Here is a 24,110-nt window from a genome sequence, read left to right as displayed (position 1 = left end):
AATATGAGTGAGTACAACTGATACTATGCTTGATAAAAATGAATATTAGGCTTGGTTTCTAACCATTGTGCATAAGACAATACGATATTATCTTCAATATGATCAGCAGGGTAAGCGAATAATCCGAATTGATTGTCGACAAGTTGCGAAATTACCACGGCAAAATTAGGAACATGCTCCACTACTCCTCCAAAGGGTTCAACAATTGGGATCGTATATTTATCCAGTTCAATAATGGGGATAAGTTTATTATTTTGATACTCAGAACGAGTAATCACTGGCGATTGGATGATAGCGTAAACGGAAAAAACAGGTACTCGTACCGGCACACCATCCCATGTAAATGAAGTAAGTTCAATCGACTTAACCCACCTTTCCACACAATGACTAAGGAGTCCTGAGTTCATCAGAAACCTACATAAAAGTCGTGACACAGTGCTCTATATTCTTCTGAATAGCTGCCGTGTGTATCATAAATAACTAAGCTAGAAACAGCGGGGCTGTGTTTTTTATAGCTGAACTCTAACAAACTTCTAATAGAGATATTATTTGCACAACTATGTACATCTAATCGTTTATTTAAATACAGACCATATAGTAATGCTAAACCTTCAAACTGAATAATCATCTGGGTCGGAAGTACACAACAAAATCGCCCAGAAGCGTCGAGTAAACGATCAACATTCTTCAATAATTCGTCAGGCGATAACGTTTCTTGGCTTCGCGCTTCCATTCGATGCAAATGCTTATCCGCGATTGCGTGTTGTGAAGATTTGTTTTGAAAATGAGGTGGATTTGAAATAATGAGATGATAACGTTGTGAAGAATAAAAATGTTGAATACGTGATTGCACAAACTTAATCTTTGCATTAAACCTCGTACTGAGGCTATTTTTTATCGATTGCTCAAACGATTTTTTATCCGTTTCCACACCGGTTATATGAGCATGCTCCGCTGATTGTTGCGCCATCATTAAACTAAGCACACCACTACCTGAACCAATATCTAAAATTTCAAAATCACTGTCTAAAGGTTTAGTCCAGCTGCCCAGAATAATACTATCCGTATTTATTTTCATCGCACACATATCATGTGCTACCAAAAATTGCTTAAATCGCACCCCTGAAAACTTACTATTCAATACTGGCATATGATGTCTATTTAGGTTGAAGGGTAATCATCTGAGCAGCTACAGTACTAGCATGCACAGGCTTATATTTGGCCAAAGGACCTCTAAAGCAAAACGATAATGCATTCGCAATGTTAATGCCCCATTGTTCGGCGCGTCGATACTCATTTCGCTGGCCTAACAACAGCGATGGTCTCACAGCAGCAGCATGCTGCAATTGTGGCATTGAAATAATAGATGACTCTAATTCACCTTTTACTTTTAAATAAAAGTTTTTACTGTGTTTATTGGCACCAACACTCGATACCCATACAAACCCTTTAGCACGCTGAGCTCTAGCAAGTTGTGCGCAAACATGAATAAATTCAAAATCGACGCGGCGGAATGCGGCACGACTACCTGCTTTTTTGATCGTCGTACCCAACGCACAGAACACATGATCGACTGTAAAATAGCCTTGGTAATCTTGCAGCACATCAAAATCGATGACCACTGGCTGTAACTTACCTTCAGGATCTGGATAATCAGCGGCATTGAGTGGTCTACGCACTAGACAGGTAACTTGTTTATAGCCAGGATGCACTAACAACTGCTGGACTAACGCTTTACCTACTAATCCACTCGCACCAATGACACAAGCAGTTTTACGAATATCTGTCATATGATTTGATTATTTTTCGAAATATAAGACATTCATGTTAAATTATTACCTACACTATGTCATGTCACTATATGGTAATTTAATGAAAAAGAGTTTAATAATAACAATAATCACTCTGGGTAGTTTGTTGACTAGCCTTGTACACAGTGCTGAAAATCTTTCCATCGAGCGTATTTTCAGTGCCCCAGCATTATATGGAACAACACCAAGACTGGTACAACTCTCTCCAGACGGTCAACGTGTCACCTTTATTCGTGCCAAACAGACTGACACCAATCGTTTTGATCTATGGGAATATAATATCAAAGAGCAACGTTCTCGCTTGTTATTTGATGCTGATGATTTACACCAGGGCGATGAAAATCTTTCTGATGAAGAAAAAGCACGCCGTGAGCGTATGCGTTTATCAGGCTCCGGGATCGTCTCTTATAAATGGTCTGCCGATGGTAAAGCATTGCTTTTTCCGTTAGCAGGTGACGCATTTTACTATCGTTTAGGCGATAAAAAAGCGCAGCGATTACTAGCAACACCAGAGTTTGAAACCGATATTAAATTTTCGCCTAAAGGGAATTACATTTCCTTTATTCGCGACCAAAATATAGTCATCATGCATATCGCTACCGGCACAGAAACAGCGATTACAACATCCGGTGGTGGAAACATAAAATTTGGTATGGCTGAGTTTGTTGCTCAGGAAGAAATGAGTCGTCTAACCGGTTACTGGTGGTCACCCAATGAAGCCCATATTGCCTTTACGCGGATCGATGAAACCCCTGTTGATATCATTAAGCGTTCGGAAATTTATGCTGAACGTATTGCTATGATTGAGCAAAAATACCCGAAAGCAGGAACGCCTAATGTACTGGTGGATCTATTTGTACAAGATATTAATCAAGCTAAGCGCGTGGAAGTAGATTTGGGGAAACAAGAGGATATCTATTTACCTAGAGTGAAATGGACTAACAATCCTGATGTCTTATCTTATCAAGTGCAATCACGTGATCAACAAACCCTAACATTAAATACTTTTTCTCTATCGAAGCAAGCAACAAAAACGCTTTTGACTGAGCGCAGTAATACTTGGGTTAATTTACATAACGACCTGACGTTTTTAAAAGAACAAAACGCTTTTATTTGGCGCTCTGAGCGCGATGGTTTTTCTCATTTATACCTGTACGCCAATGATGGAAAGCTGATCAAACAGCTCACTAAAGGTGACTATGTTGTCACAGATATCGCAGCGCACGATGAAGCTAACGGCATGTTATATATCAGTGCCCGGAAAGACACTCCACTAGAAGCGCACTTATATGCACTCGATATAAACACCACGTCTATGACTCGGATTACGCAACCAGGTAAATTCCATACAGTGCAGTTTTCACGTGACGCATCAATTTATGCTAACACCTTTTCAGATATTAATACTCCACCACAAACCGGTTTATATCGGGCTGATGGGAGCTTTATCACTTGGTTAGATGAAAATGCCGTCGATACATCTCACCCTCTACAGCCATTTTATGGAAATTGGGTTACGCCTGATTTTGGTACAATAACCACAGAAGATGATACAAGCTTATATTATCGTTTGTATAAACCAGCAAAAATTACTGGTAAACACCCCGTTATTGTCTATCACTATGGCGGTCCTATTGCGCAAGTTGTTACCAATCGTTGGGGAGGAAATCGCGGATTAATGTTCCAATATTGGGCGCAACAAGGCTACGTAGTATTTAGTATCGATAACCGAGGTTCAAATTATCGAGGCAAAGCATTTGAAGATCCTATTTATAAAAACATGGGTGAAATTGAAGTTCAGGACCAAAAGCTAGGTGTTGATTTCTTACGCACTTTAGAGTTTGTCGATCCAAATAAAATTGGTGTATATGGCCATAGCTATGGGGGTTACATGAGCTTAATGGCGATGTTTAAGGCACCTGAATATTTTTCTGTCGGCGTATCTGGTGCCCCGGTCACAGACTGGCGTTTATATGATACACACTATACTGAGCGTTATATGGGTAACCCTAATGTTGATAAAGCGGCATACGATGCATCATCCGTATTTCCCTATGCTAATAACTTACAAGGTGACTTGTTAATTTATCATGGGATGGCCGATGATAATGTACTGTTTACGCATGCAACAAAACTGTATAAGCACCTGCAAGACAATGCAAAACTATTTCATGTGATGGACTATCCAGGTAAGAAACACAGTATTCGTGGTAAGAACACACAAATTCATATGTTCAAGACGATTACCCATCATTTTGATACTTACCTAAAATAGACACTCAAAAGCCGACCTCGCTATTCACTGGAGCTGTCGGCTTTCTATTTTAACTCATTGTTATCGTTTATAAATGAGTGTAGCTTATGCTTAAAATCAAAGATGCGGAAATTTCATGACGACTTTACCTACATTTACCGATGTACAAGCAGCCTATCAGCGAATAAAAGATCATGTCACTGCCACACCTATAGTCACCTCGTCATTACTTAATGCGTGGCTAGGGCATACAATATTATTCAAGGCTGAATGTTTACAGCGCACCGGCTCGTTTAAACTGCGAGGAGCTACTAATTTTATTCATCACTATGTCGCCGCCCATGGTACCCCCCAGCGAATTGTTGCGAATTCATCGGGTAATCATGCTCAAGCGGTATCTTATGCGGGTAATGCTTTAGGGATCCCTGTCGATATTTACTCTACTGAATCCATCTCAGCAGTCAAAGCGGCTGCTACACAAGACTATGGTGCTGTTCTCCATTTGTATCCGACTAGACTTGAAGCCGATAAGGCGGTTCAATTAGCGGCGCAAACAAACGGCACAGTATGGATCCCACCCTTTAATCATCCTGATATCATTGCTGGTCAAGGTACGGCGATATTAGAAGCGATTACTCAAACCCGAGAACATGATGTTAACGCTATTTTTACGCCTTGTGGCGGTGGTGGTTTGACGAGTGGTGGATTACTTGCAACCCGCGCATTACTGCCTGATGCTTTGATGATCGGTGTCGAACCAGAAAATGCTAATGATGCCTCCATTTCTTTGCAACAAGGTAGCATATATACCCTACCAAACACGCCCAATACACTTGCAGATGGAGCTGCAACACCAGCAGTAGGAGATTTAACATTCACTTTCTTACAGCAATTAGATGGGTTTTACGAAGTTAATGAAACACAAATAGCCTATTGGACACAATGGTTACATCATTTGTTAAAACTACATATTGAACCTACCTGCTGTATGACCATGGCAGGCGTCGTCGCATGGCTATCGGAACAAACTCAACCTCAAACTGTAGTCGTCGTGTTATCTGGTGGCAACATTAGCACCCAGAGCATGCAAGCTATTTATGCCCAAGATTACCTCAACCAACCACCGATGTTATAACTGCTATTGTGAATGGTATAGTGTCGCTAACCAGCGTGCTTCGGTAATAAAGCGCCAGTCATAGGAAGCGTATTGTTCCGCTACGCCGATCTCGAGTACCTCAGCTAACGTCATCCCTTGGGCTTTTTGAGATTTAACAGCATTATAAGTAGCTTCCATCATAGACACAAAAGCTTGGTAATCAGCTTTGGTGGCTAAAGGCCCATGGCCTGGGATGATTTTAGTCTGCTCATCTATTTGGGTGATTAATGCATTCACGCTATCAATATACGCCTGTACATTCCCGCCATTGTCTAAATCCACATATGGGAATAATCCATTAAAAAATAAATCGCCAGTATGCAAGACATTCGCTTCTTCAAATAAAACCACCGAATCACCGTCCGTATGACCAGCAAAATGCATGACATTTAACTTATCTTCATTCATATGAATGCTGATCCCATTATCATAAGTCACAACAGGTAATGAGGATTGAGACAATGCGGCATTATCCAACAAACGAACTCGAACATTATGATGGGCAAAAATCGTTGCACCATTGTTATCATGAAAATGCGCATTGCCGCCCACATGATCGCCGTGAAAATGAGTATTGATTACATATTTGACAGGCACTATTTCATCTGTATTTTGGGTTGAGGATAACTCACCTAATGCAGCTTGAATTTTAGGTGCCAACGGTGCGTACTGATCATCAATAATTAAGATGCCATCATGCCCTGCACTCACCCCAATATTTCCCCCAGAGCCGACTAACATATAAACATTATTCGCGATCGCTTGCGTCGTGATTTGCACTTTGGCAAACCGGTCTTGGGCAAAAGCTGTATTTGTCGAGAATATGGAAGCGATAAATATTCCCCATACCGACATAGACGGGAGATTAGAAAAATGACTAAACATCAGAATCAATCCTTATTTTACTTCGGGTTTATATTGAGTGTAGATCGAATAACCAATTTTTACCCAAAAAAAACGGATATCATCACAATATCCGTCTTTGTTAAGCTCATAAGTCGATGTAACTATTATAATTTAGTAGGACCTGCGGCAACCAATGCTGCACCATTATCGGTGTCAGTGAACTTCGCAAAGTTATCGACAAATAACCCCGCTAAATTCGTCGCTTTTTTCGTCCATTCATTCATATCAACATAAGTGCCACGTGGATCTAGGATCTGCGGTTCAACACCTGCTAGTTGTGTTGGCACTGTGAGGTTAAAAATAGGAATGTCAGCCGTCGGTGCTTCATCAATACTGCCATCTAAAATAGCATCGATAATGGCGCGAGTCGCTTTAATTGAAATGCGCTCTCCCGTACCGTTCCACCCTGTATTAACAAGATAAGCTTGCGCGCCAGCATCTTGCATGCGTTTTTCTAGCACTTCGGCATACTTGGTCGGATGCAAACTTAAGAAAGCTGCACCAAAACAACTCGAAAACGTCGGTGTAGGCTCCGTAATACCACGTTCTGTTCCGGCTAGCTTCGCGGTAAAACCAGATAAGAAATAGTATTGTGCTTGCGCAGCACTCAACTTAGATACTGCAGGCAATACGCCAAACGCATCAGCAGTCAAGAAAATGACTTTGTTCGCATGTCCTGCACGAGAAATAGGTTTAACAATATTATCGATATGGTGAATGGGGTAAGAAACACGCGTATTTTCAGTGACTGACCCATCGTCATAGTCAATCTTACCATCGGGTAATACAGTCACATTTTCTAGCAAAGCATCACGACGAATAGCGTGATAAATATCAGGTTCGTTTTCTTTGCTCAGCTTGATGGTTTTAGCATAACAACCACCTTCAAAGTTAAAGACACCATTATCATCCCAACCATGCTCATCATCACCGATTAATTCACGCTTAGGATCCGTGGATAGGGTCGTTTTTCCTGTCCCCGATAATCCAAAGAAAATTGCTACATCACCTTTTTCACCCACATTTGCACTACAGTGCATCGAAGCAATATCTTGTAAAGGCAACAAGTAATTCATCATCGAGAACATGCCTTTTTTCATTTCACCGCCGTACCAGGTACCGCCAATTAATTGAATTTTTTCGGTTAAATTAAATGCCACAAAATTCTCAGAATTCAGTCCTTGAGATTGCCAATTAGGATTAGTTGTTTTAGCACCATTCATGACCACAAAATCAGGCTCGTAATGTTCAAGCTCTGCCGACGTTGGACGGATAAACATATTTGTCACAAAATGTGCTTGCCATGCCACCTCAGTTACAAAACGTACTTTTAAACGTGTATCTTCATTTGCACCACAAAAAGTATCTACGACAAACAGTCGTTTTTGAGATAATTGCTGAGTGACTAAGTCCTTTAAAGCCATCCAGGTATCTTGAGAGATGGGCTTATTATCATTTTTACCTTGATCAGACCACCATACCGTATTTTCAGTCACCGCATCTTTGACAATATATTTATCTTTTGGCGAGCGACCAGTAAACTCACCCGTGTTAACGGCAACTGCACCACTCTCAGTCACTACTCCTTTTTCAAAACCCGTTAAGCTATTTAACGTAGTTTCATTAAAGAGCACTTCATAACTTGGGTTATGTAGTACTTCTGTTGCATCTGTTATGCCATATGCATGCAAATCTTGGGAGATTGTCATGTAGGGTACTCCTGGATTTGTCCATCACACATTTAGATTGCGTGACTTCCTGTTTATTAAAATGATGTATGTGGTTATTATTATTTTTGTCACAAAATCATAATAAAAGGTAAAATCTGCAATAACAATGGGGCATTAGGAGGATAATACGATAATCGGATAAAAATGAGCTAAAACATTCACGCGATGAATGGTAGTTAACAGGTGTATTTATATTAAGAAACGTTAACTGACTTATGGAACGTCGTGATTGCGTGCCGATTCCAATAACGCATACCAATCTGTATGACTTAACAAACACTTATTTACCTGCGCACAATGAGTAATCCGCTCTAAATTAGTCGTCCCAATTATTGGTTGGATAGCAACAGGAAGTCGCGTTAAAAACGCTAATACAATGGCTTCTTTACTGACCGAATATTTTTGCGCCAAGTCATTTATTAAGCTAGCTGTATGACGAACATTCATAGGAGTGTCATCGGTTATTTCTTTAGTGAATTGTCCTTGAAATAATGCACCCCACGCTTGAATTTGTATATTCTGTGTCTGTGAGTATTCGAACAGTCCATCATAGTGATGACTAGGCTCAATACTGTCATTAATGGCACCTAGGGAACCTAAACTTAATTCGATTTGATTACATATAATAGGCAATGGCAGTAAGCTTTGGAAATATTTCAGCTGGCTAACATGCATATTAGACATACCAATATATTTTACTTTACCAGATTGATGGAGTGCGGATAAGGTCTTTACTAACTCCTCCATATCAGCCAATGGGTCAGGTCGATGTAACATTAATACATCTAATTGTTCGATATGAAGACGACTTAATATCTGATCAACTGAATGATTAATCCATGTGGCACTAAAATCATAACGCTTTACACCACACTCATCAGCAAAACGGATACCACATTTGCTTTGTATACTCATCTGCTCACGTAAAGATGGCATTTGTTTGAGTACCTCACCAAAGACCTGTTCAGCTTTACCAAAGGTATAAATATCAGCATGATCAAATATATTGATGTTATGCTCAAGACACGTTTCAATAACAGCCTGTGCCTGTTTAATATCGGCCTTAGCAATCGGATTTTCATTCCATCCCCCTCCTAATCCCATGCACCCATAGATTAGCTGAGAATGTGATCGTAAGTGTTGGGCAATAGGATAAGGGTATATTGATTGAGTATCTTGATTCATGAGATAGACTCTTTAATAAAGCATTATTAAAATTATAGAGTTATGATACATCAGGTTCTGGTAAGGGTAAAAGTAACTGCTCAATATCTTCTGGATCATATAACCCAATATGTAACCCAACCAAACGAATACCTCGTTCTTTGCGGCGGGTTAACACTTCTGTTAGCAATGCTTGGAAATAATGCTCATCATATTGTCGGCGAGTGTGCGATATCGTTGTTTGTTGAAAATCATTAAACTTTAACTTAATACCCTGTGATTTAATTCGCTTACCAACATTAGCTGTTTCTATGCGTGCTTGGAGCTTTGGTAATAAGTAACTAATCACTTCTTCCACTTCATCTCGCGCATAAATATCATCACTCAAAGTGCGCTCTACACCCACAGACTTTCTGACTCTATGAACTTGTACCTCGCGTTCATCTATTCCATGGCATCGATTCCACAATAATGCACCAAACTTACCAAACTGCTTACTGAGCCGTGCGAATGGAAATGCTCGGACATCTTTGCATGTAAATAAACCTAAATGATTAAGTTTCTCTACCGTGACTTTGCCAACACCGGGAATTTTATGAAGCGACATAGTACTGACAAACTCATCCAGTTTTTGAGGTGTGATGACACATAGACCATTCGGTTTATTTTCATCAGAAGCCACTTTAGCAACAAACTTTATCGGTGCAACACCTGCAGATGCTGTCAAACCAGTCTCAGCTTCAATAACACGACGAATATCTTGCGCTATGCGTGTAGCTGAGCCATTAAAATAAGGAGAATCAGTGACATCTAAATACGCTTCATCCCATGATAAAGGTTCAATCAACGTGGTGTAACGATTGAAAATTTCACGAATGTGATCAGAAACGGCTTTATATTCAGACATTCGACCTGGCAATAACACCAAATCAGGACATAAGCGTAAAGCATGTGCCGTAGACATCGCTGAACGAACACCAAAGCGTCTAGCAGGGTAATTACAGGTTGAGATGACTCCCCGACGGTCAGAACTTCCACCAATAGCAATAGGTATATCTCTTAGCGCTGGATTGTCTCGCATTTCCACTGCCGCATAGAAACAATCCATATCTACATGAATAATTTTGCGATGGGTCTGTTCACGCATAAAAAAACCGTCAACACTGTTTATTAATCCAGTAGTATGACGGTTTTAGTAATTTATTCAAGTATCCGATTAAATGATCTTATCTTTTTCCCATTCTTTGATTTTGGCTGCGCGTTTCTCCTCACGCTCCATTCGGGCTTTTTTGCGATCACATGGCTCCGGGCAATCACATGCTTTAGATATACCCAATGCACCTAAACCTCCACAACTACCGGCGATCGTTTTACGTTGAATAATATAACCTATTGCCATTGCTGTGACCGTAATTACAAAAAACACAAATGCTAAAATAAATGTACTCATAGACACCTTAATTAATAATGGTCACTATTTGTTGGAATGCCGGTGACTGATATTCAATAAACCCATCACCCTCTTTGAATACCAACAATAATGCTAAATTTTCTTTTTCTGCCAATGCTTTGGCTTGCTCTGGCGATAATACCATCATTGCCGTAGCCAATCCATCAGCGGTCATCGAGGAAGGATGAACTATAGTAGCAGACACTGTTTTATGTTGGATTGGGTAACCTGTGTTCGGGTCAATCAAATGGGAGTAACGCACGCCAGCTTCTTCAAAATAGTTACGATAATCACCTGATGTAGCAACAGCATGATTACCAACACTAATGATGCGCTGAACTGCACGCTCTGTCGTGACGGGTTTTTCGATAGCAATCCGCCATGCTTCACCATTAGCTTTGGTACCAGAGACTCGCATTTCCCCACCAATTTCTACCAGGAAATTATCTAATTTAGCATCCGCCAATAGTTGTGAGATTGCATCAACCCCATATCCTTTAGCAATTGTCGATAAATCAAGGTACAAGCCATCCACAGTTTTTGTTAGCTCTAGTCCATTGAGCTGTAGCTTATCTAAACCACTGAATCGTTTTGCCTGGGTAATTTGCGACGCTGTTGGAATAGTTTCCGGTCGCTTAGTTGGCCCAAAACCCCATAGATTGACTAATGGTCCAACAGTCACATCTAGAGCACCTTCACTTAATGCACCGATGCGTAAGGCTTCTGCAACGACAAAAGCGGTTTCTTGTGATAATAGATACGGGCTATTGGGAGCAGATATGTTAAATAAAGATAATTCAGAATCATCGATATACGTCGACATCAATTGATTAATTTCTATCAGACGCTGTTCTACTGACTGCTTTAGTTGTTCATGATCTAGCTGATCATTAGTGACATATTTCACATTATATGTCGTCCCCATTGTTTGACCCGAAAAATAATGCTCTTGGTCAGTCGCTGCATTGCTGCAGCCAAATAACACCAATACACTAAAAATAACCAAACCTATTCGTAACATTTTGCCACTCACTTTTACAATTTATACTCTAATTATACCCGACAATTTGTCTTGAGATCAGAAAGATTCATACTAATAGAATTCATCTTATGCATAATTAATAGTCTCTTATCTTTCCTTAGGCATAAAAAAAGGAACTCTAAAGTTCCTTTTTTAAATATTGGCCTGCTTACTAGCCACCGAAGTCATCAAGCATGATGTTTTCGTCTTCCACACCTAAATCTTTAAGCATGTTAATAACTGCAGCATTCATCATCGGAGGACCACACATATAGAACTCACAATCTTCTGGAGCTGGATGATCCTTCAGATAATTCTCTAATAAGACATTGTGGATAAATCCAGTATCACCTTCCCAATTATCTTCTGGTTGTGGGTCAGATAATGCGACATGCCAATCAAAGTTATCATTTTCTGCCGCCAGCATATCGAAATCTTCTACATAGAACATTTCACGCTTACTACGGGCACCATACCAGAAAGACATTTTACGGTCAGTTTTGATTCGACGAAGTTGGTCAAAGATATGTGAACGCATTGGCGCCATACCAGCACCACCACCAACAAACACCATTTCAGCATCAGTATCTTTAGCGAAAAACTCACCAAATGGACCCGAAATAGTCACTTTATCGCCTGCTTTTAAAGACCAGATGAACGATGACATTTTACCGGCAGGTAGGCTTAAGTTATTAGGCGGCGGCGTTGCAATACGCACGTTCAACATAATAATGCCTTCTTCTTCTGGGTAGTTAGCCATCGAGTATGCACGGATCGTTTCTTCGTCTACTTTTGATTCTACATCAAAGAAGCCGAAGTGGTTCCAATCTGGACGGTACTCATCAGGTACATCAAAATCAGAATATTTGATGTGATGAGGTGGCGCCTCAATTTGGATATAACCACCAGCGCGGAATGGCACACTTTCGCCATCAGGAATAGCTAGCTTAAGTTCTTTAATGAAGGTCGCTTCGTTATTATTAGAAATAACTTCACAATCCCATTTTTTCACACCAAAGATTTCTTCAGGCAATTCAATTTCCATGTCTTGCTTAATAGCAACCTGACATGATAAGCGCAAACCGTCTTTTGCATCACGCTTAGAAATGTGGTCTAGCTCTGTTGGTAAAATTTCACCACCACCAGATTTAATATGGACGTGACATTGGCCACAAGAACCACCACCACCACATGCTGACGATACAAAAATACCAGAATCTGCCAACGCACCTAACAGTTTTCCACCTGGAGAAGCAGTGATTGCTTTTTCAGGGTCGCCGTTAACTAGGATTTGTACATCACCTTCAGGTACCAATTTAGATTTGGCAAACATGATGATGAAGACTAACGCGAGTACGATCGCAATGAACATACCTACGCCTAAATAAATTTCAATTTGATTCATATCATTGCTCCTTTAGGGCTTAAATCGCGATACCGGTAAATGACTGGAAACCTAGTGCCATTAAACCAGCAATCATGAATACAGAACCTAAGCCACGAATACCATCTGGCATATCCGCATACTTTAACTTCTCACGAACCGCTGCTAATAATACAATAGCGATAGCCCAACCTATACCACTACCAACACCATACACAATACTTTCTGTAATGTTATATTCACGCTGTACCGCAAATGCAACACCACCAAATATCGCACAGTTAACGGTGATTAATGGTAAGAAGATACCTAAAGCGTTATATAACGCTGGGAAGAACTTATCCAAACTCATTTCTAAGATTTGAACCAATGCGGCAATAACACCGATAAACGTCAAAAAACTCAAGAAGCTTAAATCTGCATCAGGGAAACCTGCCCACGTCAATGCACCCGGCGCTAAGATATTCGTGTAGATGATTTGGTTAACAGGTACAGAAATACCTAATACAACGATTACCGCAACACCTAAACCCATAGAGGTAGATACTTTCTTCGAAACCGCTAAGAAGGTACACATACCTAAAAATAATGATAACGCCATATTTTCAACGAAAATTGAACGTACTAATAATCCTAAATAATGTTCCATGATTAATCCTTAGGCTCAACTTGTTCTGGACGGATGGTACGGATAAACCAAATCATACCGCCAATCAAGAAGAATGAACTGAATGGTAAAATCAATAGACCGTTACCCTGATACCAACCACCATTGGTGACTAGTGGTAAGATTTCAAAACCAAGTATTGTGCCGAAACCGAATAACTCTTTAATTGTACCAATAACGATTAGAATAAATGAATAACCTAAGCCATTACCAATACCATCTAAGAAACTCATCATGGGAGGTGACTTCATCGCATATGCTTCTGCACGACCCATTACGATACAGTTAGTGATAATTAATCCAACAAATACCGAAAGTTGTTTAGATATCTCATAAGAGTATGCTTTTAACACTTGGTCAACCACGATTACCAATGAAGCGATGATCGTCATTTGAATGATGATACGAACACTTGACGGGATCTGATTACGAATAAGTGAGATAAATAAGTTAGAAAAAGCCGTTACCGTAGTTAATGCTAATGACATTACTAACGCAGTTTCTAACTTAGTTGTGATTGCCAATGCAGAACAAATACCTAGTACGTGTAATGCAATTGGGTTTGAATCAATGATTGGACCCGTGAGGGCTTTTTTCATTTCTTTGATATCAGCCATGATAGCCCCCTATGATTTCCATGATTGGCGTTGTAAGTATAGACCGAAGCCATTCTCACCTGCCCAATAAGACAACGTATTTTGTACACCATTACTTGTTAGTGTCGCACCTGATAACGCATCAACCGCATACGGATCATCTTTACCAGCCTGCTTTTTAACTTGAATAGCAACTTCACCATCATTAAATAACTGCTTACCATTCCAAAGTGCTTGCCATGCTGGGTTTTGAATCTCACCACCTAGTCCTGGTGTTTCTTTGTGTTGGTAATACACTAATTCACGGATAGTATTACCATCAGCATCAAGTGCTAAGAAGCCATACATTAAATCCCATAAACCACTACCATGGATGGGTAAAATAACACGTGAAACATTACCTGCTTCATCCTTAATATGGTAAATGTTAGCAATATTAGCACGACGAGAAAAACCGACATTACCTTCAACTGCAGTACTTGTTTCAGCTGCCTTAGCAACTTTACCATACATATTATAATCTTTACCTGTGCCCTTGGCAGGGTTAGCGACATATTCACCGGTACTTAAATCGACAAAACGCTCTTCAACGAATTTTGAATATGTACCTGAAATATCACCGCCAGCCTGGTCTAGTAGACCTGCCGCAGTTAAAATGTTTGATTTTTTATCCAATGCTGCATTGGTATTTTGTAAAGCTCGTAAGCCAACAGATGCACCCGATACAATGATTGAACAGACTAAACAAACAGCCAGTACAACACCGACTGTTTTTCCTAAAGTTTCTTTTTTAGCCGACACGAGCGACCCTCCGCTTAATATTACTTTGTGCGACGAAATAATCGAATAACGGCGCCCATAAGTTAGCAAATAAAATTGCAAGCATAATGCCTTCTGGGAATGCTGGATTTAGTACACGTACTACAACAGTCATGAATCCGATGAAGAAACCATACGCCCATTTACCAGTGTTAGTAAATGATGCTGATACTGGGTCAGTAGCCATAAAGAATAGGCCAAACGCCATGCCACCAATAACCATATGCCAATACCATGGCATTGCCATCATAGAGTTACTATCACTACCAATAAAATTAAGTAAGCTTGATAAGAAGACCACACCTAAAATGCCACCTAAAACGATACGCCAACTTGCTATTCTCAAATAGATGATGAATAAGCCACCTAACATAATTGCTAAGGTAGATACTTCACCTGCAGAACCTGGGATATTACCGAAGAATGAATCCATCCACAGTGACATGTTGCTATAATCCATGTTGCCATTTGCAGCTTGTGATAACCAGGTCGCACCAGAATAACCATCAGCGGCTACCCATACTTGGTCGCCTGACATATTTGCAGGGTAAGCAAAGTATAAGAACGCACGTCCTGATAATGCTGGATTTAAAAAGTTTCTTCCGGTACCACCGAAAACTTCTTTTGCGATAACAACACCAAATGTGATACCCAGTGCTACTTGCCATAGCGGAATTGTCGCTGGCAATGTTAATGCGAACAGTACTGAAGTAACGAAGAAACCTTCGTTGACTTCGTGCTTACGTACAGAGGCGAATAATACTTCCCAGAAACCACCTACAACAAACGTTGTCGCATAGATAGGTAAGAAGAAACACGCACCGTAGAAGAACAACGATAAACCACCTACATCAGCTGTACCTAAAGAACCGCCTAGCGCAGTAAATAACGCTGCTTGCCACATATCAGGTAACGTACCTGCACCGGCTAAAATCGCTTCGTGTGCTTGTGCGCCAATGTTGTACATACCATAAAACATCGCTGGGAATGTCGCCATCCACACCATGATCATAATACGTTTCAGATCGATACTGTCTTTAACGTGAGTAGAAGACGGGTTAACTTTACCAGGGGTATAAAAAATTGTCGCAGCAGCTTCATACAGCGCGTAAAATTTTTCATGCTTACCGCCCGGCTCGAAATCCGGTTCGATTTTTTCTAAAAATGCTTTTAAACCCATGTCTTAACCCTCTTGTTCAATTTTAGTTAAACAATCACGTAAAATCGGACCGTAGTTATATTTGCCAGGGCAAACGTATGAACATAAAGCCAAATCTTCTTCATCTAATTCTAATGCACCTAGCGCTTGCGCGCCGTCGGTATCACCAGAAATAATGTCACGTAATAATAAAGTTGGAAGCACATCTAACGGCATGATGCGCTCGTAGTTACCGATTGGTACCATAGAACGGTCTGAACCATTAGTTGTAGAAGTCATATCAAATAAACGTTTAGTATTTAGGTGACCTAAATAAGCACGAGTAATTGAATGTTGGTTACTACCTGGCATAATCCAACCAAATAGTTTCTTTTCTTTGTCTTCTTTAATTAAAGAGACTTGAACATGATAACGTCCCAAGAAAGCGTGTGGACCGCTAGCACGAGTTCCGTTGAGCACAGAGCCAGAAATCACTCGAACTGAATCTTCAGTGGTTTCATTAGCGACTAACTGTTCTAAAGATGCTCCTAGAATGGTTTGTACCAAACGAGGCTTTTTCACTACAGGACCACCAAGAGCAACGACACGCGTGTTATCGATCTCACCGGTAGTGAACAATGCACCAATAGCAATGACGTCTTGGTAGTTGATATGCCATACTTTTTTACTTGGTCCGACTGGGTCAAGCATATGAATATGAGTACCAACTAAACCGGCTGGGTGTGGGCCTGAAAATTCATGCGTATCCACTTTAGCATTACCTGTGTTCACTGTTGTGCCAGGCGCTTTGGTGACAAACAGTTTACCGTCAGTTAAGTTAGATAATACATTTAAACCGTTGACGAAATCATCGTTACGAGCAGCAATAATGACTGTAGGATCTGCTGCCAATGGGTTAGTATCCATTGCTGAAACGAAAATTGAATTAGGAACGCTACCCAATTCAGGAATTTTACTGAATGGACGAGTACGTAATGCAGTCCATAGACCTGAGTCTACTAACTGAGATTGTACCTGTTCACGCGCCACACCTGATAGTTTATCAGCAGCAAATTTCTCAAACGTCTCTTTCTCATCACCGGCAACATCAATAACCACTGATTGTAAAACACGTTTGGCACCACGATTAACCGCGGCAATTTTACCTGAAACAGGTGCGGTAAACTTAACGCCAGGGTTCTTTTTGTCTTCAAAAAGTAATTGGCCTTGTTTTACTGCGTCACCGACTTGGACATGCATCGTAGGACGCATGCCAATATATTCCTCACCTAGAACAGCAACTTGGGTAACGGCATTTCCAGATTGGATTTGCTGCTCCGGCGCTCCTGATATAGGCAGGTCTAGCCCTTTCTTTATTTTATTTAACATAAGCAATTACACTACTCTGTTTAGATACTGATTAGCCAAAGCTTTCGACACCCTAAGTGGCATCGAGTGATTTGGCTAATCAGTCTCACTGGTTTTTAAATTGTTCACGCGGTTAAGCGAATTAACACTTAATTGACTAGTAATATTCTGCGTCAATCCCATCATTTTAACGAATGCTACCGTTATCAAAAGTGGCGCATCGCACATTGCTGCTTGAATATTATTGTTGTTATAGAAAGTCTTTGACTTACTTTTATGTAGCAGATTTCTAAATAATGGCATCTATCTTACCCATACAAAGGCGAATCTCACCTAAGACAGACGTCATTTAAGCGCACAAATTATAAAGGAAATTACGTCGTTAATCTATTATCAATCTGCAGATTGTTGATTAGTTTTTAATATATCTAAGATTAACATGTTCAATTTTGATGCCAGTGCGTTTTCCTAAATACCCTACAAGCTTGATTTATAAAGAAATAAACCGCCATTTAGGCGGTTTATTTTAGCAATATATGTCGGAATGACACTTTAGTCTTGAGTAAATATTTTTACTACCAGCTAACTTGTGGATCAACATCAGCTTCATAATCGACACCTTCGATACCAAAGCCAAATAGATTTAAGAAGTCTGCATTATAACCGGCATAATCACTCAGTTCGTGGAAATTATCTTGGGTGACTTGATGCCATAATTCTTCAATCTTTGCTTGAGTTGCATCATTAGTTTCTTTTCCATCCATTCGATAACGATTCACTTCATCCAGTGTCGCACCATCATTAAGTAGACATTGCGTAAATAATCCAACAATTTGCTCTATACAGCCTTCATGCGTACCTTCTTCTTTCATGACTTTATAAATCAATGAAATGTACAGAGGCATGACTGGAATTGCTGAACTAGCCTGTGTCACTAAGGCTTTAAGTGAAGAAACGTGTGCATCGACATTCAAATTAGCATAAGTGGTATTGATAGCAGTCGCAGCACGATCTAAATCTTCCTTCGCTTTACCAATCGTTGCAGAGCCATAGATTGGCCACGTTAATTTTTTACCAATATAGGTATAAGCTGTCGTTTTAGCACCTTCGGCTAAGAGATCTGCTTCTGCTAATGCTTTAATCCATAGTTCCCAATCTTCACCACCCATGACTTTGATGGTATTGTCAATTTCGTCTTGTGACGCTGGTTCAAGCGCAACTGTATGAATCAGGTCTTTATCCGTATCATAAGTTTTCGTCTCATATGCCTGACCCACTGGCTTGAGAGTAGACTTATACACTTCACCTGTTTCAGGATCAGTACGACGTGGAGAAGCTAACGAATACACCACTAAATCGACTTTACCAATGGTATTTTTTAATGTTTCAATCGTTTGAGCTTTAAGTTCATTACTGAACGCATCCCCATTTAATGTATGCGCTTGTACTCCGGCTGCTTTTGCTTCGGAATGAAATGCAGCAGTATTATACCAACCTGCTGTACCAGTTTTACGCTCAGTCGGCGCTTTTTCAAAACATACACCAACAGTATTTGCACCATATCCAAAACTAGCGGTAATGCGTGACGCCAAACCATAACCGGTTGAACACCCTAAGACTAAGACGTTTTTAGGAGCATCCGCAGCTTCCGCCGATAAACCTTGAGCTTTAACATACGCAATTTGATTTTCAACACTTTTAGCACAACCAACTGGGTGAGCATTTGTACAAATAAAACCACGTACTTTGGGTGAAATAACCATTCCATTCTTTCCTTAACCGATTTAATTGGGCGTATTGTAAACCTGAGCGGCAATTCAACTGGTCAAATCAGTTTAGAAATCTCCGTTTATTCCAATTTGGAATGTTACAGATCCATTATTTAAATGTGTTGAGTTGCTAGTGTGGGGGGAAAGTTAGACAAAGAGATTTGTCGCTTTTTGTCGCTTTACGGAGATACTAATCTCCCTATTTATTAAGAATCAATGGCCACAAGCAGTAAAGCTTGCGACCACCATAACTATCCCGATACATAAGTAACGTTCTAGCAAATATGATTATTCTTAGCCAATGATTGCGTGTAGCTCAACATCAAATACTAATGTGCTGTAAGGCTTAATCGCACCACCCGCACCTTGCTCACCATAAGCTAAGTCGTAAGGTACAGTTAAACGCCACTTATCGCCGACTGACATAAGCTGTAATGCTTCTGTCCAGCCTTTGATAACACCACCTACTGGGAATTCAGCTGGTTGACCACGGTCATAAGATGAATCGAATACATCACCATTTATTAACGTACCATGATAATCAACGCGGACAGTTGAAGCTGCAGTAGGTGTTTCACCATCACCAGAGTTGATGACTTCATATTGTAAACCAGACTCCGTCACTGTGACTTCTTCACGTTCAGCATTTTTTGCTAAGTACGCTTGTGCTTCCGCAATTACAGCTTCAAATTCTTTCGCTTTTTCAGCTTCCATACGCTTATGAATTTCACTGAATGCCGCACCTAATGTGTCATTATCAACCGCACTGGCTTGACCACCAAATGCGTCCTGTAAACCACTGATTACTGCGTCAAGCGCTAGACCTTCAAATGGGTTCGATGCTAATTGTTGGCCCATTTGGAAACCAATTCCGTAACTTGCTTGACTTTCAATAGTCGTTAAATCTGCCATGTTTACTCCTGCAGGTTGAATATTCGTCCTACGAGATAACACTTGCAGAACCTTAAAAACGTGATGATAGCATAAATATAGGGTAATTTTATATCTTATGACACTTTGCTTTAGACACTGACAGCAAAATTTCGTATGGTTATATAAGTTATATTTTTTAAAAATAATAGGAACCATGACTTATGCCAGACAGTTCGTATATCGATGCACAGCTTAAACACACTGTGAGGGATCTCGGTGAATTATTAGGAAAGACGATCAAACATGAACTCGGCCAAGAGTGGTTGGATAAAATCGAAGCTATACGCCTACAAGGCAGAGCTGGACATACCGGCGATAGCCAAGCCAATATGGCACTTCAGTCCATATTCAATGATATGAATACCGATAGTTTACTGGTTGTTGCTCGTGCATTTGCGCAATTTTTAAACTTAGCCAATATCGCCGAACAAGAATTTAACAGCAGTAAACAACTCGATGATTCTGTCGAAGTATTATTTAGTCACCTGCGGAAAGCAGGCCAATCGCCAGAAGCGATCTATGAAGCAGTTAATAGTCTGAACATCGATTTAGTGTTAACCGCACATCCGACAGAAGTCACGCGTCGCACGATGATCCATAAGCACACAGCGTTGGCAGAATGTCTGCGCCAACAGCACAACGATTCCTTGCACCCAGCTCAAAAATTACAACTAGCAGAGCGTATCGCCGACCTTGTTGAACAATCCTGGCACACCGAGGAAATTAGAGATCGTCGCCCTACCCCTGTAGATGAAGCAACATGGGGATTCTCTGTGATTGAGAATTCATTATGGGACGCGATCCCAGACTTTATGCGTGATTTAGATCTAAAACTGCAACAAGAATATGACATTAAACTTCCGATTGATGCCCAACCCGTCCAAATAAGCTCTTGGATGGGTGGTGATCGTGATGGTAATCCATTTGTTACATCTAAAGTTACACAAACCGTCCTTCACCTTGCTCGACGTCGCGCAGCTAAACTGTTTGCTAAAGATATCAGTGCGTTACAGGTGGAATTATCCATGGGTAAATGTGATGACAACGTTCGCCAGTTAGTGGGTGATGCTGCTGAACCTTATCGAGCCTTGTTAAAACCGTTAGTAAAACGCTTACGAGCCACTAAAGACGGTATTGATGATTTACTCAATGGGCGCTTGTATGATCAAAGTAAGTGGGTCAACTCGCAAGAAGAACTACTGACACCCTTAATGCAGTGTTATCGTTCGCTATTACACTCTGGCCTGGAACAAACCGCCAAAGGCGGATTATTAAATACGATCCGTCGTGCTCATTGTTTCGGGATTTATTTATTAAAACTCGATATTCGTCAAGATTCGGGTCGCCATGCTGACGCTATTGCTGAAATCTGTGACTATTTATCTATCGGTGATTATCACAGTTGGAACGAAGCAGAAAAAATTGCATTTTTAACCAAAGAGCTCGGTTCTAAACGCCCCTTATTACCCAACGACTGGCAAGCCGATTGGCAGCCTAGCGAGGATGTTCAGGAAGTATTAGATACCTGTCGCACTGTCGCAGCCAATGATCGTGATGCGTTTGGTATATATATTATCTCAATGGCAAGTTATGCATCAGATGTTCTTGCCGTGCAACTACTGCTTCAACAATGTAAAGTGACTTGGCCCATGTCGGTCGCGCCATTATTTGAAACCTTAGATGATTTAAACCATTCACCCGTCGTAATTAAGCAGCTATTAGCTATAGACAGTTATCGCAATGGCCTTGCCGATGGGCAACATATCATGATCGGTTATTCCGATTCCGCCAAAGATGCTGGCGCATTAGCTGCCGGCTGGGCTCAGTACACAGCTCAAGAAGCGCTAGTATCAATTTGCAATCAATATGATACGTCATTGACCTTGTTCCATGGTCGCGGAGGTACGATTGGCCGAGGCGGATTACCTGCACATTCTGCAATTTTATCACAACCGCCAGGCTCATTGGATGGTGGTTTTAGAGTCACAGAACAAGGTGAAACAATTCGGTATAAATTTGGTATGCCAACACTGGCTAAACGTAGCTTAGGCATATACGCTAGCGCTATTATCGAAGCCAAACTATTTCCACCACCGGCTCCTAAATCAACATGGCGCGATGTTTTGGATGAAATGGCGGCACAAGGGCGTGATAATTATCGTCATGTTGTCCGTGTTGATCCTGATTTTGTGCCGTATTTTAGACAAGCTACACCAGAACAGGAATTAGGAAAGTTACCTTTAGGCTCTCGTCCAGCAAAACGAAATCCACAAGGTGGTGTAGAAAGCTTACGTGCTATTCCATGGATCTTTGCTTGGGCTCAAACACGATTAGTATTACCAGCATGGTTAGGTGTGATGCGTGCCATCATGAAAACGTATAAAAAGGATCCTAATACTATTGATGAAATGATTGCCCAATGGCCATTCTTTCAATCACGTTTATCCATGCTTGATATGGTATTTGCCAAAGCAGATATTAATATCGCTAAAGCATATGACGATGCCTTAGTCGAGGATGAATTGAAACATTTTGGCGAATCATTACGTCACGAATTACAACAAAGCCGAGCTGATTTATTGGATATCACGCATAAGAATAATCTAATGCAAGATGACCCTCAGGGCTTGAACTCAATGCATATTCGTGCGGATTATTTACAGCCACTCCACTATTTGCAGATTGAGCTATTGAAACGGACACGTCAGCATGGCGAAGACACGGATCTGAGTGCTATTGAAAAGGCCATGATGGTCACAATTACAGGGATCGCGATAGGGATGCGTAATACTGGTTAGTTAATCACGATTAAGGAATTAATTTAACACAAAAAAATGCCGCTAATATTGATAAACCAATAATAGCGGCATTTTTATATAGATTGAATTTACAATTATGCGTTAACGAAATCTACGCCTAATTGAATATCACCACGTAAACCATCTAGCATGTCAGCTTTCGCTTTTTCTTCAAATGCACTTAGTTCACCATAAGAAAGGATTTCTTCAACACCATTCTTACCTAAACGGACAGGGTGAGAGAAGAAAGCAGCATCATCAGAGCCTTCTACTTGTACATAAGTATACTCAACAACATCACCACCTTGCATTGCTTCAACCAATGATAAGCAGAAACGTGCAGCCGCTTGACCCATAGATAAGGTTGCAGAACCACCACCGGCTTTAGCTTCAACCACTTCAGTACCCGCATTTTGGATACGTGTCGTCAAGCTTGCAATCTCTTCGTCAGTAAAGCTTACGCCTTCAACTTGAGATAATAGAGGTAAGATAGTAGTACCAGAGTGACCGCCAATAACAGGTACATGAGTCTCTGCTACGTTTAAGCCTTTCAGTTCAGCAACAAATGCTTCGGCACGGATGACATCTAACGTCGTGACACCGAACAATTTGTTCTTATCGTAGACGCCTTTCGCTTTTAATGTTTCAGCGGCAATCGCAACAGTTGTGTTAACTGGGTTAGTAATAATACCCACACATGCATTTGGACAATTGTCAGCAACACCTTCGATTAAGTTCTTAACGATGCCAGCATTGATGTTAAACAAATCAGAACGATCCATACCTGGCTTACGTGGAACACCTGCAGGAATCAACACGATATCGCATCCGGTTAGTGCATCAGCTAGGTCATCTTTACCATGGCCAGTTACTGCAACCGCAGTCGGGATATGGCTTAAATCTACAGCAACACCAGGAACAACTGGAGCAACATCATATAATGCTAACTCACTACCTGCTGGTAATTGTGTTTTTAATAATAAAGATAGTGCTTGGCCGATACCGCCAGCAGCGCCTAAGACTGCTACTTTCATGTTATTCTCCTAAATGGATTGAGCAAAAATTAGTGTAACGTACCTTATGAAATAACTATAAAAATAGCAATGACACATTAGTTGTATAACCAATGTGTGTATTGTTTGCTAA

At 40.6% G+C, this 24,110-nt stretch carries 21 protein-coding genes; 3 read left to right on the top strand and 18 right to left on the bottom strand.

Going from position 1 to position 24,110, the window contains the following annotated elements; genetic code table 11:
- Positions 1–23: 23 nt before the first annotated feature.
- Genes G2999_RS06210 through G2999_RS06200 form a run of 3 tightly spaced genes read right to left on the bottom strand, consistent with a single transcriptional unit; the run spans position 24 to position 1,790 of the window.
- Positions 24–407 carry a hypothetical protein gene (locus G2999_RS06210; protein ID WP_010179818.1) on the bottom strand — a complete coding sequence of 128 codons (384 nt, stop codon included), beginning with the start codon at positions 405–407 and terminating at the stop codon, positions 24–26.
- Positions 407–1,150, bottom strand: a complete 744-nt coding sequence (locus G2999_RS06205; protein WP_010179817.1) for a tRNA1(Val) (adenine(37)-N6)-methyltransferase — start codon at positions 1,148–1,150, stop codon at positions 407–409. Before G2999_RS06205 ends, G2999_RS06210 begins: the two co-directional genes overlap by 1 nt.
- A 7-nt stretch (positions 1,151–1,157) precedes the next feature.
- Positions 1,158–1,790 carry an NAD(P)H-binding protein gene (locus G2999_RS06200; protein ID WP_010179816.1) on the bottom strand — a complete coding sequence of 211 codons (633 nt, stop codon included), beginning with the start codon at positions 1,788–1,790 and terminating at the stop codon, positions 1,158–1,160.
- A gap of 82 nt (positions 1,791–1,872) precedes the next feature.
- On the opposite strand from G2999_RS06200, the gene G2999_RS06195 reads away from it, so the two are divergent.
- Positions 1,873–4,086 carry a S9 family peptidase gene (locus G2999_RS06195; RefSeq protein WP_029257421.1) on the top strand — a complete coding sequence of 738 codons (2,214 nt, stop codon included), beginning with the start codon at positions 1,873–1,875 and terminating at the stop codon, positions 4,084–4,086.
- A 115-nt stretch (positions 4,087–4,201) separates the two neighbouring features.
- On the top strand, positions 4,202–5,200 hold the full coding sequence (locus tag G2999_RS06190) for a serine/threonine dehydratase (RefSeq protein ID WP_010179814.1): 999 nt from the start codon (positions 4,202–4,204) through the stop codon (positions 5,198–5,200).
- 3 nt (positions 5,201–5,203) lie between these two features.
- Here the strand turns inward: G2999_RS06190 and G2999_RS06185 are convergent, their stop codons facing one another.
- The 14 genes from G2999_RS06185 to G2999_RS06115 form a co-directional block, all read right to left on the bottom strand.
- Positions 5,204–6,106 (bottom strand): MBL fold metallo-hydrolase, encoded by a 903-nt coding sequence (locus tag G2999_RS06185; protein ID WP_010179813.1) that lies wholly within the window; start codon positions 6,104–6,106, stop codon positions 5,204–5,206.
- A gap of 125 nt (positions 6,107–6,231) precedes the next feature.
- Positions 6,232–7,836, bottom strand: a complete 1,605-nt coding sequence (gene pckA / locus G2999_RS06180) for a phosphoenolpyruvate carboxykinase (ATP) (protein ID WP_010179812.1) — start codon at positions 7,834–7,836, stop codon at positions 6,232–6,234.
- A 234-nt stretch (positions 7,837–8,070) separates the two neighbouring features.
- Complete coding sequence (locus tag G2999_RS06175; RefSeq protein ID WP_010179811.1) at positions 8,071–9,042, bottom strand: aldo/keto reductase family oxidoreductase; 972 nt, start codon at positions 9,040–9,042, stop codon at positions 8,071–8,073.
- 40 nt (positions 9,043–9,082) lie between these two features.
- Complete coding sequence (gene dinB / locus G2999_RS06170) at positions 9,083–10,168, bottom strand: DNA polymerase IV (protein ID WP_010179810.1); 1,086 nt, start codon at positions 10,166–10,168, stop codon at positions 9,083–9,085.
- Positions 10,169–10,237: 69 nt separating this feature from the next.
- A complete protein-coding gene (gene nqrM / locus G2999_RS06165; protein ID WP_010179809.1) occupies positions 10,238–10,471 on the bottom strand; it encodes a (Na+)-NQR maturation NqrM in 234 nt (77 codons plus the stop codon).
- 7 nt (positions 10,472–10,478) lie between these two features.
- Positions 10,479–11,492: an FAD:protein FMN transferase gene (locus tag G2999_RS06160; RefSeq protein ID WP_010179808.1), complete on the bottom strand. Its 1,014-nt coding sequence runs from the start codon at positions 11,490–11,492 to the stop codon at positions 10,479–10,481.
- A 172-nt stretch (positions 11,493–11,664) separates the two neighbouring features.
- Positions 11,665–12,897, bottom strand: a complete 1,233-nt coding sequence (gene nqrF, locus G2999_RS06155) for an NADH:ubiquinone reductase (Na(+)-transporting) subunit F (protein WP_010179807.1) — start codon at positions 12,895–12,897, stop codon at positions 11,665–11,667.
- A gap of 19 nt (positions 12,898–12,916) precedes the next feature.
- Positions 12,917–13,525: an NADH:ubiquinone reductase (Na(+)-transporting) subunit E gene (gene nqrE / locus G2999_RS06150; RefSeq protein ID WP_010179805.1), complete on the bottom strand. Its 609-nt coding sequence runs from the start codon at positions 13,523–13,525 to the stop codon at positions 12,917–12,919.
- Positions 13,526–13,527: 2 nt separating this feature from the next.
- Positions 13,528–14,160 carry an NADH:ubiquinone reductase (Na(+)-transporting) subunit D gene (locus G2999_RS06145; RefSeq protein ID WP_010179804.1) on the bottom strand — a complete coding sequence of 211 codons (633 nt, stop codon included), beginning with the start codon at positions 14,158–14,160 and terminating at the stop codon, positions 13,528–13,530.
- A 9-nt stretch (positions 14,161–14,169) separates the two neighbouring features.
- Positions 14,170–14,940 carry a Na(+)-translocating NADH-quinone reductase subunit C gene (locus G2999_RS06140; protein ID WP_010179802.1) on the bottom strand — a complete coding sequence of 257 codons (771 nt, stop codon included), beginning with the start codon at positions 14,938–14,940 and terminating at the stop codon, positions 14,170–14,172.
- Positions 14,930–16,138 carry an NADH:ubiquinone reductase (Na(+)-transporting) subunit B gene (locus G2999_RS06135; RefSeq protein ID WP_010179800.1) on the bottom strand — a complete coding sequence of 403 codons (1,209 nt, stop codon included), beginning with the start codon at positions 16,136–16,138 and terminating at the stop codon, positions 14,930–14,932. Before G2999_RS06135 ends, G2999_RS06140 begins: the two co-directional genes overlap by 11 nt.
- Before the next feature lie 3 nt (positions 16,139–16,141).
- Entirely contained in the window at positions 16,142–17,485 is a 1,344-nt protein-coding gene (locus G2999_RS06130; RefSeq protein WP_010179798.1) for a Na(+)-translocating NADH-quinone reductase subunit A, read from the bottom strand.
- 554 nt (positions 17,486–18,039) lie between these two features.
- Positions 18,040–19,227 (bottom strand): enoyl-ACP reductase FabV, encoded by a 1,188-nt coding sequence (gene fabV / locus G2999_RS06120; protein ID WP_010179794.1) that lies wholly within the window; start codon positions 19,225–19,227, stop codon positions 18,040–18,042.
- A 300-nt stretch (positions 19,228–19,527) separates the two neighbouring features.
- Positions 19,528–20,145 (bottom strand): FKBP-type peptidyl-prolyl cis-trans isomerase, encoded by a 618-nt coding sequence (locus G2999_RS06115; protein WP_010179792.1) that lies wholly within the window; start codon positions 20,143–20,145, stop codon positions 19,528–19,530.
- Between the two features lie 182 nt (positions 20,146–20,327).
- Here G2999_RS06115 and ppc point away from each other — a divergent pair, with 182 nt between their 5' ends.
- The gene (ppc, locus tag G2999_RS06110) at positions 20,328–22,964 is read left to right on the top strand and encodes a phosphoenolpyruvate carboxylase (protein WP_010179791.1); all 2,637 of its coding nucleotides are present in this window, start codon (positions 20,328–20,330) and stop codon (positions 22,962–22,964) included.
- Positions 22,965–23,059: 95 nt separating this feature from the next.
- On the opposite strand, the gene mdh is transcribed toward ppc, so the two are convergent.
- Positions 23,060–23,998 carry a malate dehydrogenase gene (mdh, locus tag G2999_RS06105; protein ID WP_010179788.1) on the bottom strand — a complete coding sequence of 313 codons (939 nt, stop codon included), beginning with the start codon at positions 23,996–23,998 and terminating at the stop codon, positions 23,060–23,062.
- Positions 23,999–24,110 lie beyond the last annotated feature (112 nt).

It is taken from the genome of Glaciecola sp. HTCC2999, from assembly GCF_000155775.1.
In the GTDB taxonomy this organism is placed as follows: Bacteria; Pseudomonadota; Gammaproteobacteria; order Enterobacterales; family Alteromonadaceae; genus Opacimonas.
Note: the sequence above shows the minus strand (reverse complement) of the source record. Positions and strands in the feature narration are given on the sequence as shown.

Excerpts from the sequence above, each read along its gene's own strand:
- G2999_RS06145 (WP_010179804.1), bottom strand. The coding sequence starts at position 14,160 with ATGGCTGATATCAAAGAAATGAAAAAAGCCCTCACGGGTCCAATCATT.
- G2999_RS06200 (WP_010179816.1), bottom strand. The coding sequence starts at position 1,790 with ATGACAGATATTCGTAAAACTGCTTGTGTCATTGGTGCGAGTGGATTA.
- mdh (WP_010179788.1), bottom strand. The coding sequence starts at position 23,998 with ATGAAAGTAGCAGTCTTAGGCGCTGCTGGCGGTATCGGCCAAGCACTA.
- G2999_RS06210 (WP_010179818.1), bottom strand. The coding sequence starts at position 407 with ATGAACTCAGGACTCCTTAGTCATTGTGTGGAAAGGTGGGTTAAGTCG.
- G2999_RS06190 (WP_010179814.1), top strand. The coding sequence starts at position 4,202 with ATGACGACTTTACCTACATTTACCGATGTACAAGCAGCCTATCAGCGA.
- G2999_RS06135 (WP_010179800.1), bottom strand. The coding sequence starts at position 16,138 with ATGGGTTTAAAAGCATTTTTAGAAAAAATCGAACCGGATTTCGAGCCG.
- pckA (WP_010179812.1), bottom strand. The coding sequence starts at position 7,836 with ATGACAATCTCCCAAGATTTGCATGCATATGGCATAACAGATGCAACA.
- fabV (WP_010179794.1), bottom strand. The coding sequence starts at position 19,227 with ATGGTTATTTCACCCAAAGTACGTGGTTTTATTTGTACAAATGCTCAC.
- dinB (WP_010179810.1), bottom strand. The coding sequence starts at position 10,168 with ATGCGTGAACAGACCCATCGCAAAATTATTCATGTAGATATGGATTGT.
- G2999_RS06115 (WP_010179792.1), bottom strand. The coding sequence starts at position 20,145 with ATGGCAGATTTAACGACTATTGAAAGTCAAGCAAGTTACGGAATTGGT.
- nqrM (WP_010179809.1), bottom strand. The coding sequence starts at position 10,471 with ATGAGTACATTTATTTTAGCATTTGTGTTTTTTGTAATTACGGTCACA.
- G2999_RS06185 (WP_010179813.1), bottom strand. The coding sequence starts at position 6,106 with ATGTTTAGTCATTTTTCTAATCTCCCGTCTATGTCGGTATGGGGAATA.
- G2999_RS06175 (WP_010179811.1), bottom strand. The coding sequence starts at position 9,042 with ATGAATCAAGATACTCAATCAATATACCCTTATCCTATTGCCCAACAC.
- G2999_RS06195 (WP_029257421.1), top strand. The coding sequence starts at position 1,873 with ATGAAAAAGAGTTTAATAATAACAATAATCACTCTGGGTAGTTTGTTG.
- G2999_RS06160 (WP_010179808.1), bottom strand. The coding sequence starts at position 11,492 with ATGTTACGAATAGGTTTGGTTATTTTTAGTGTATTGGTGTTATTTGGC.
- nqrF (WP_010179807.1), bottom strand. The coding sequence starts at position 12,897 with ATGAATCAAATTGAAATTTATTTAGGCGTAGGTATGTTCATTGCGATC.
- nqrE (WP_010179805.1), bottom strand. The coding sequence starts at position 13,525 with ATGGAACATTATTTAGGATTATTAGTACGTTCAATTTTCGTTGAAAAT.
- ppc (WP_010179791.1), top strand. The coding sequence starts at position 20,328 with ATGCCAGACAGTTCGTATATCGATGCACAGCTTAAACACACTGTGAGG.
- G2999_RS06205 (WP_010179817.1), bottom strand. The coding sequence starts at position 1,150 with ATGCCAGTATTGAATAGTAAGTTTTCAGGGGTGCGATTTAAGCAATTT.
- G2999_RS06130 (WP_010179798.1), bottom strand. The coding sequence starts at position 17,485 with ATGTTAAATAAAATAAAGAAAGGGCTAGACCTGCCTATATCAGGAGCG.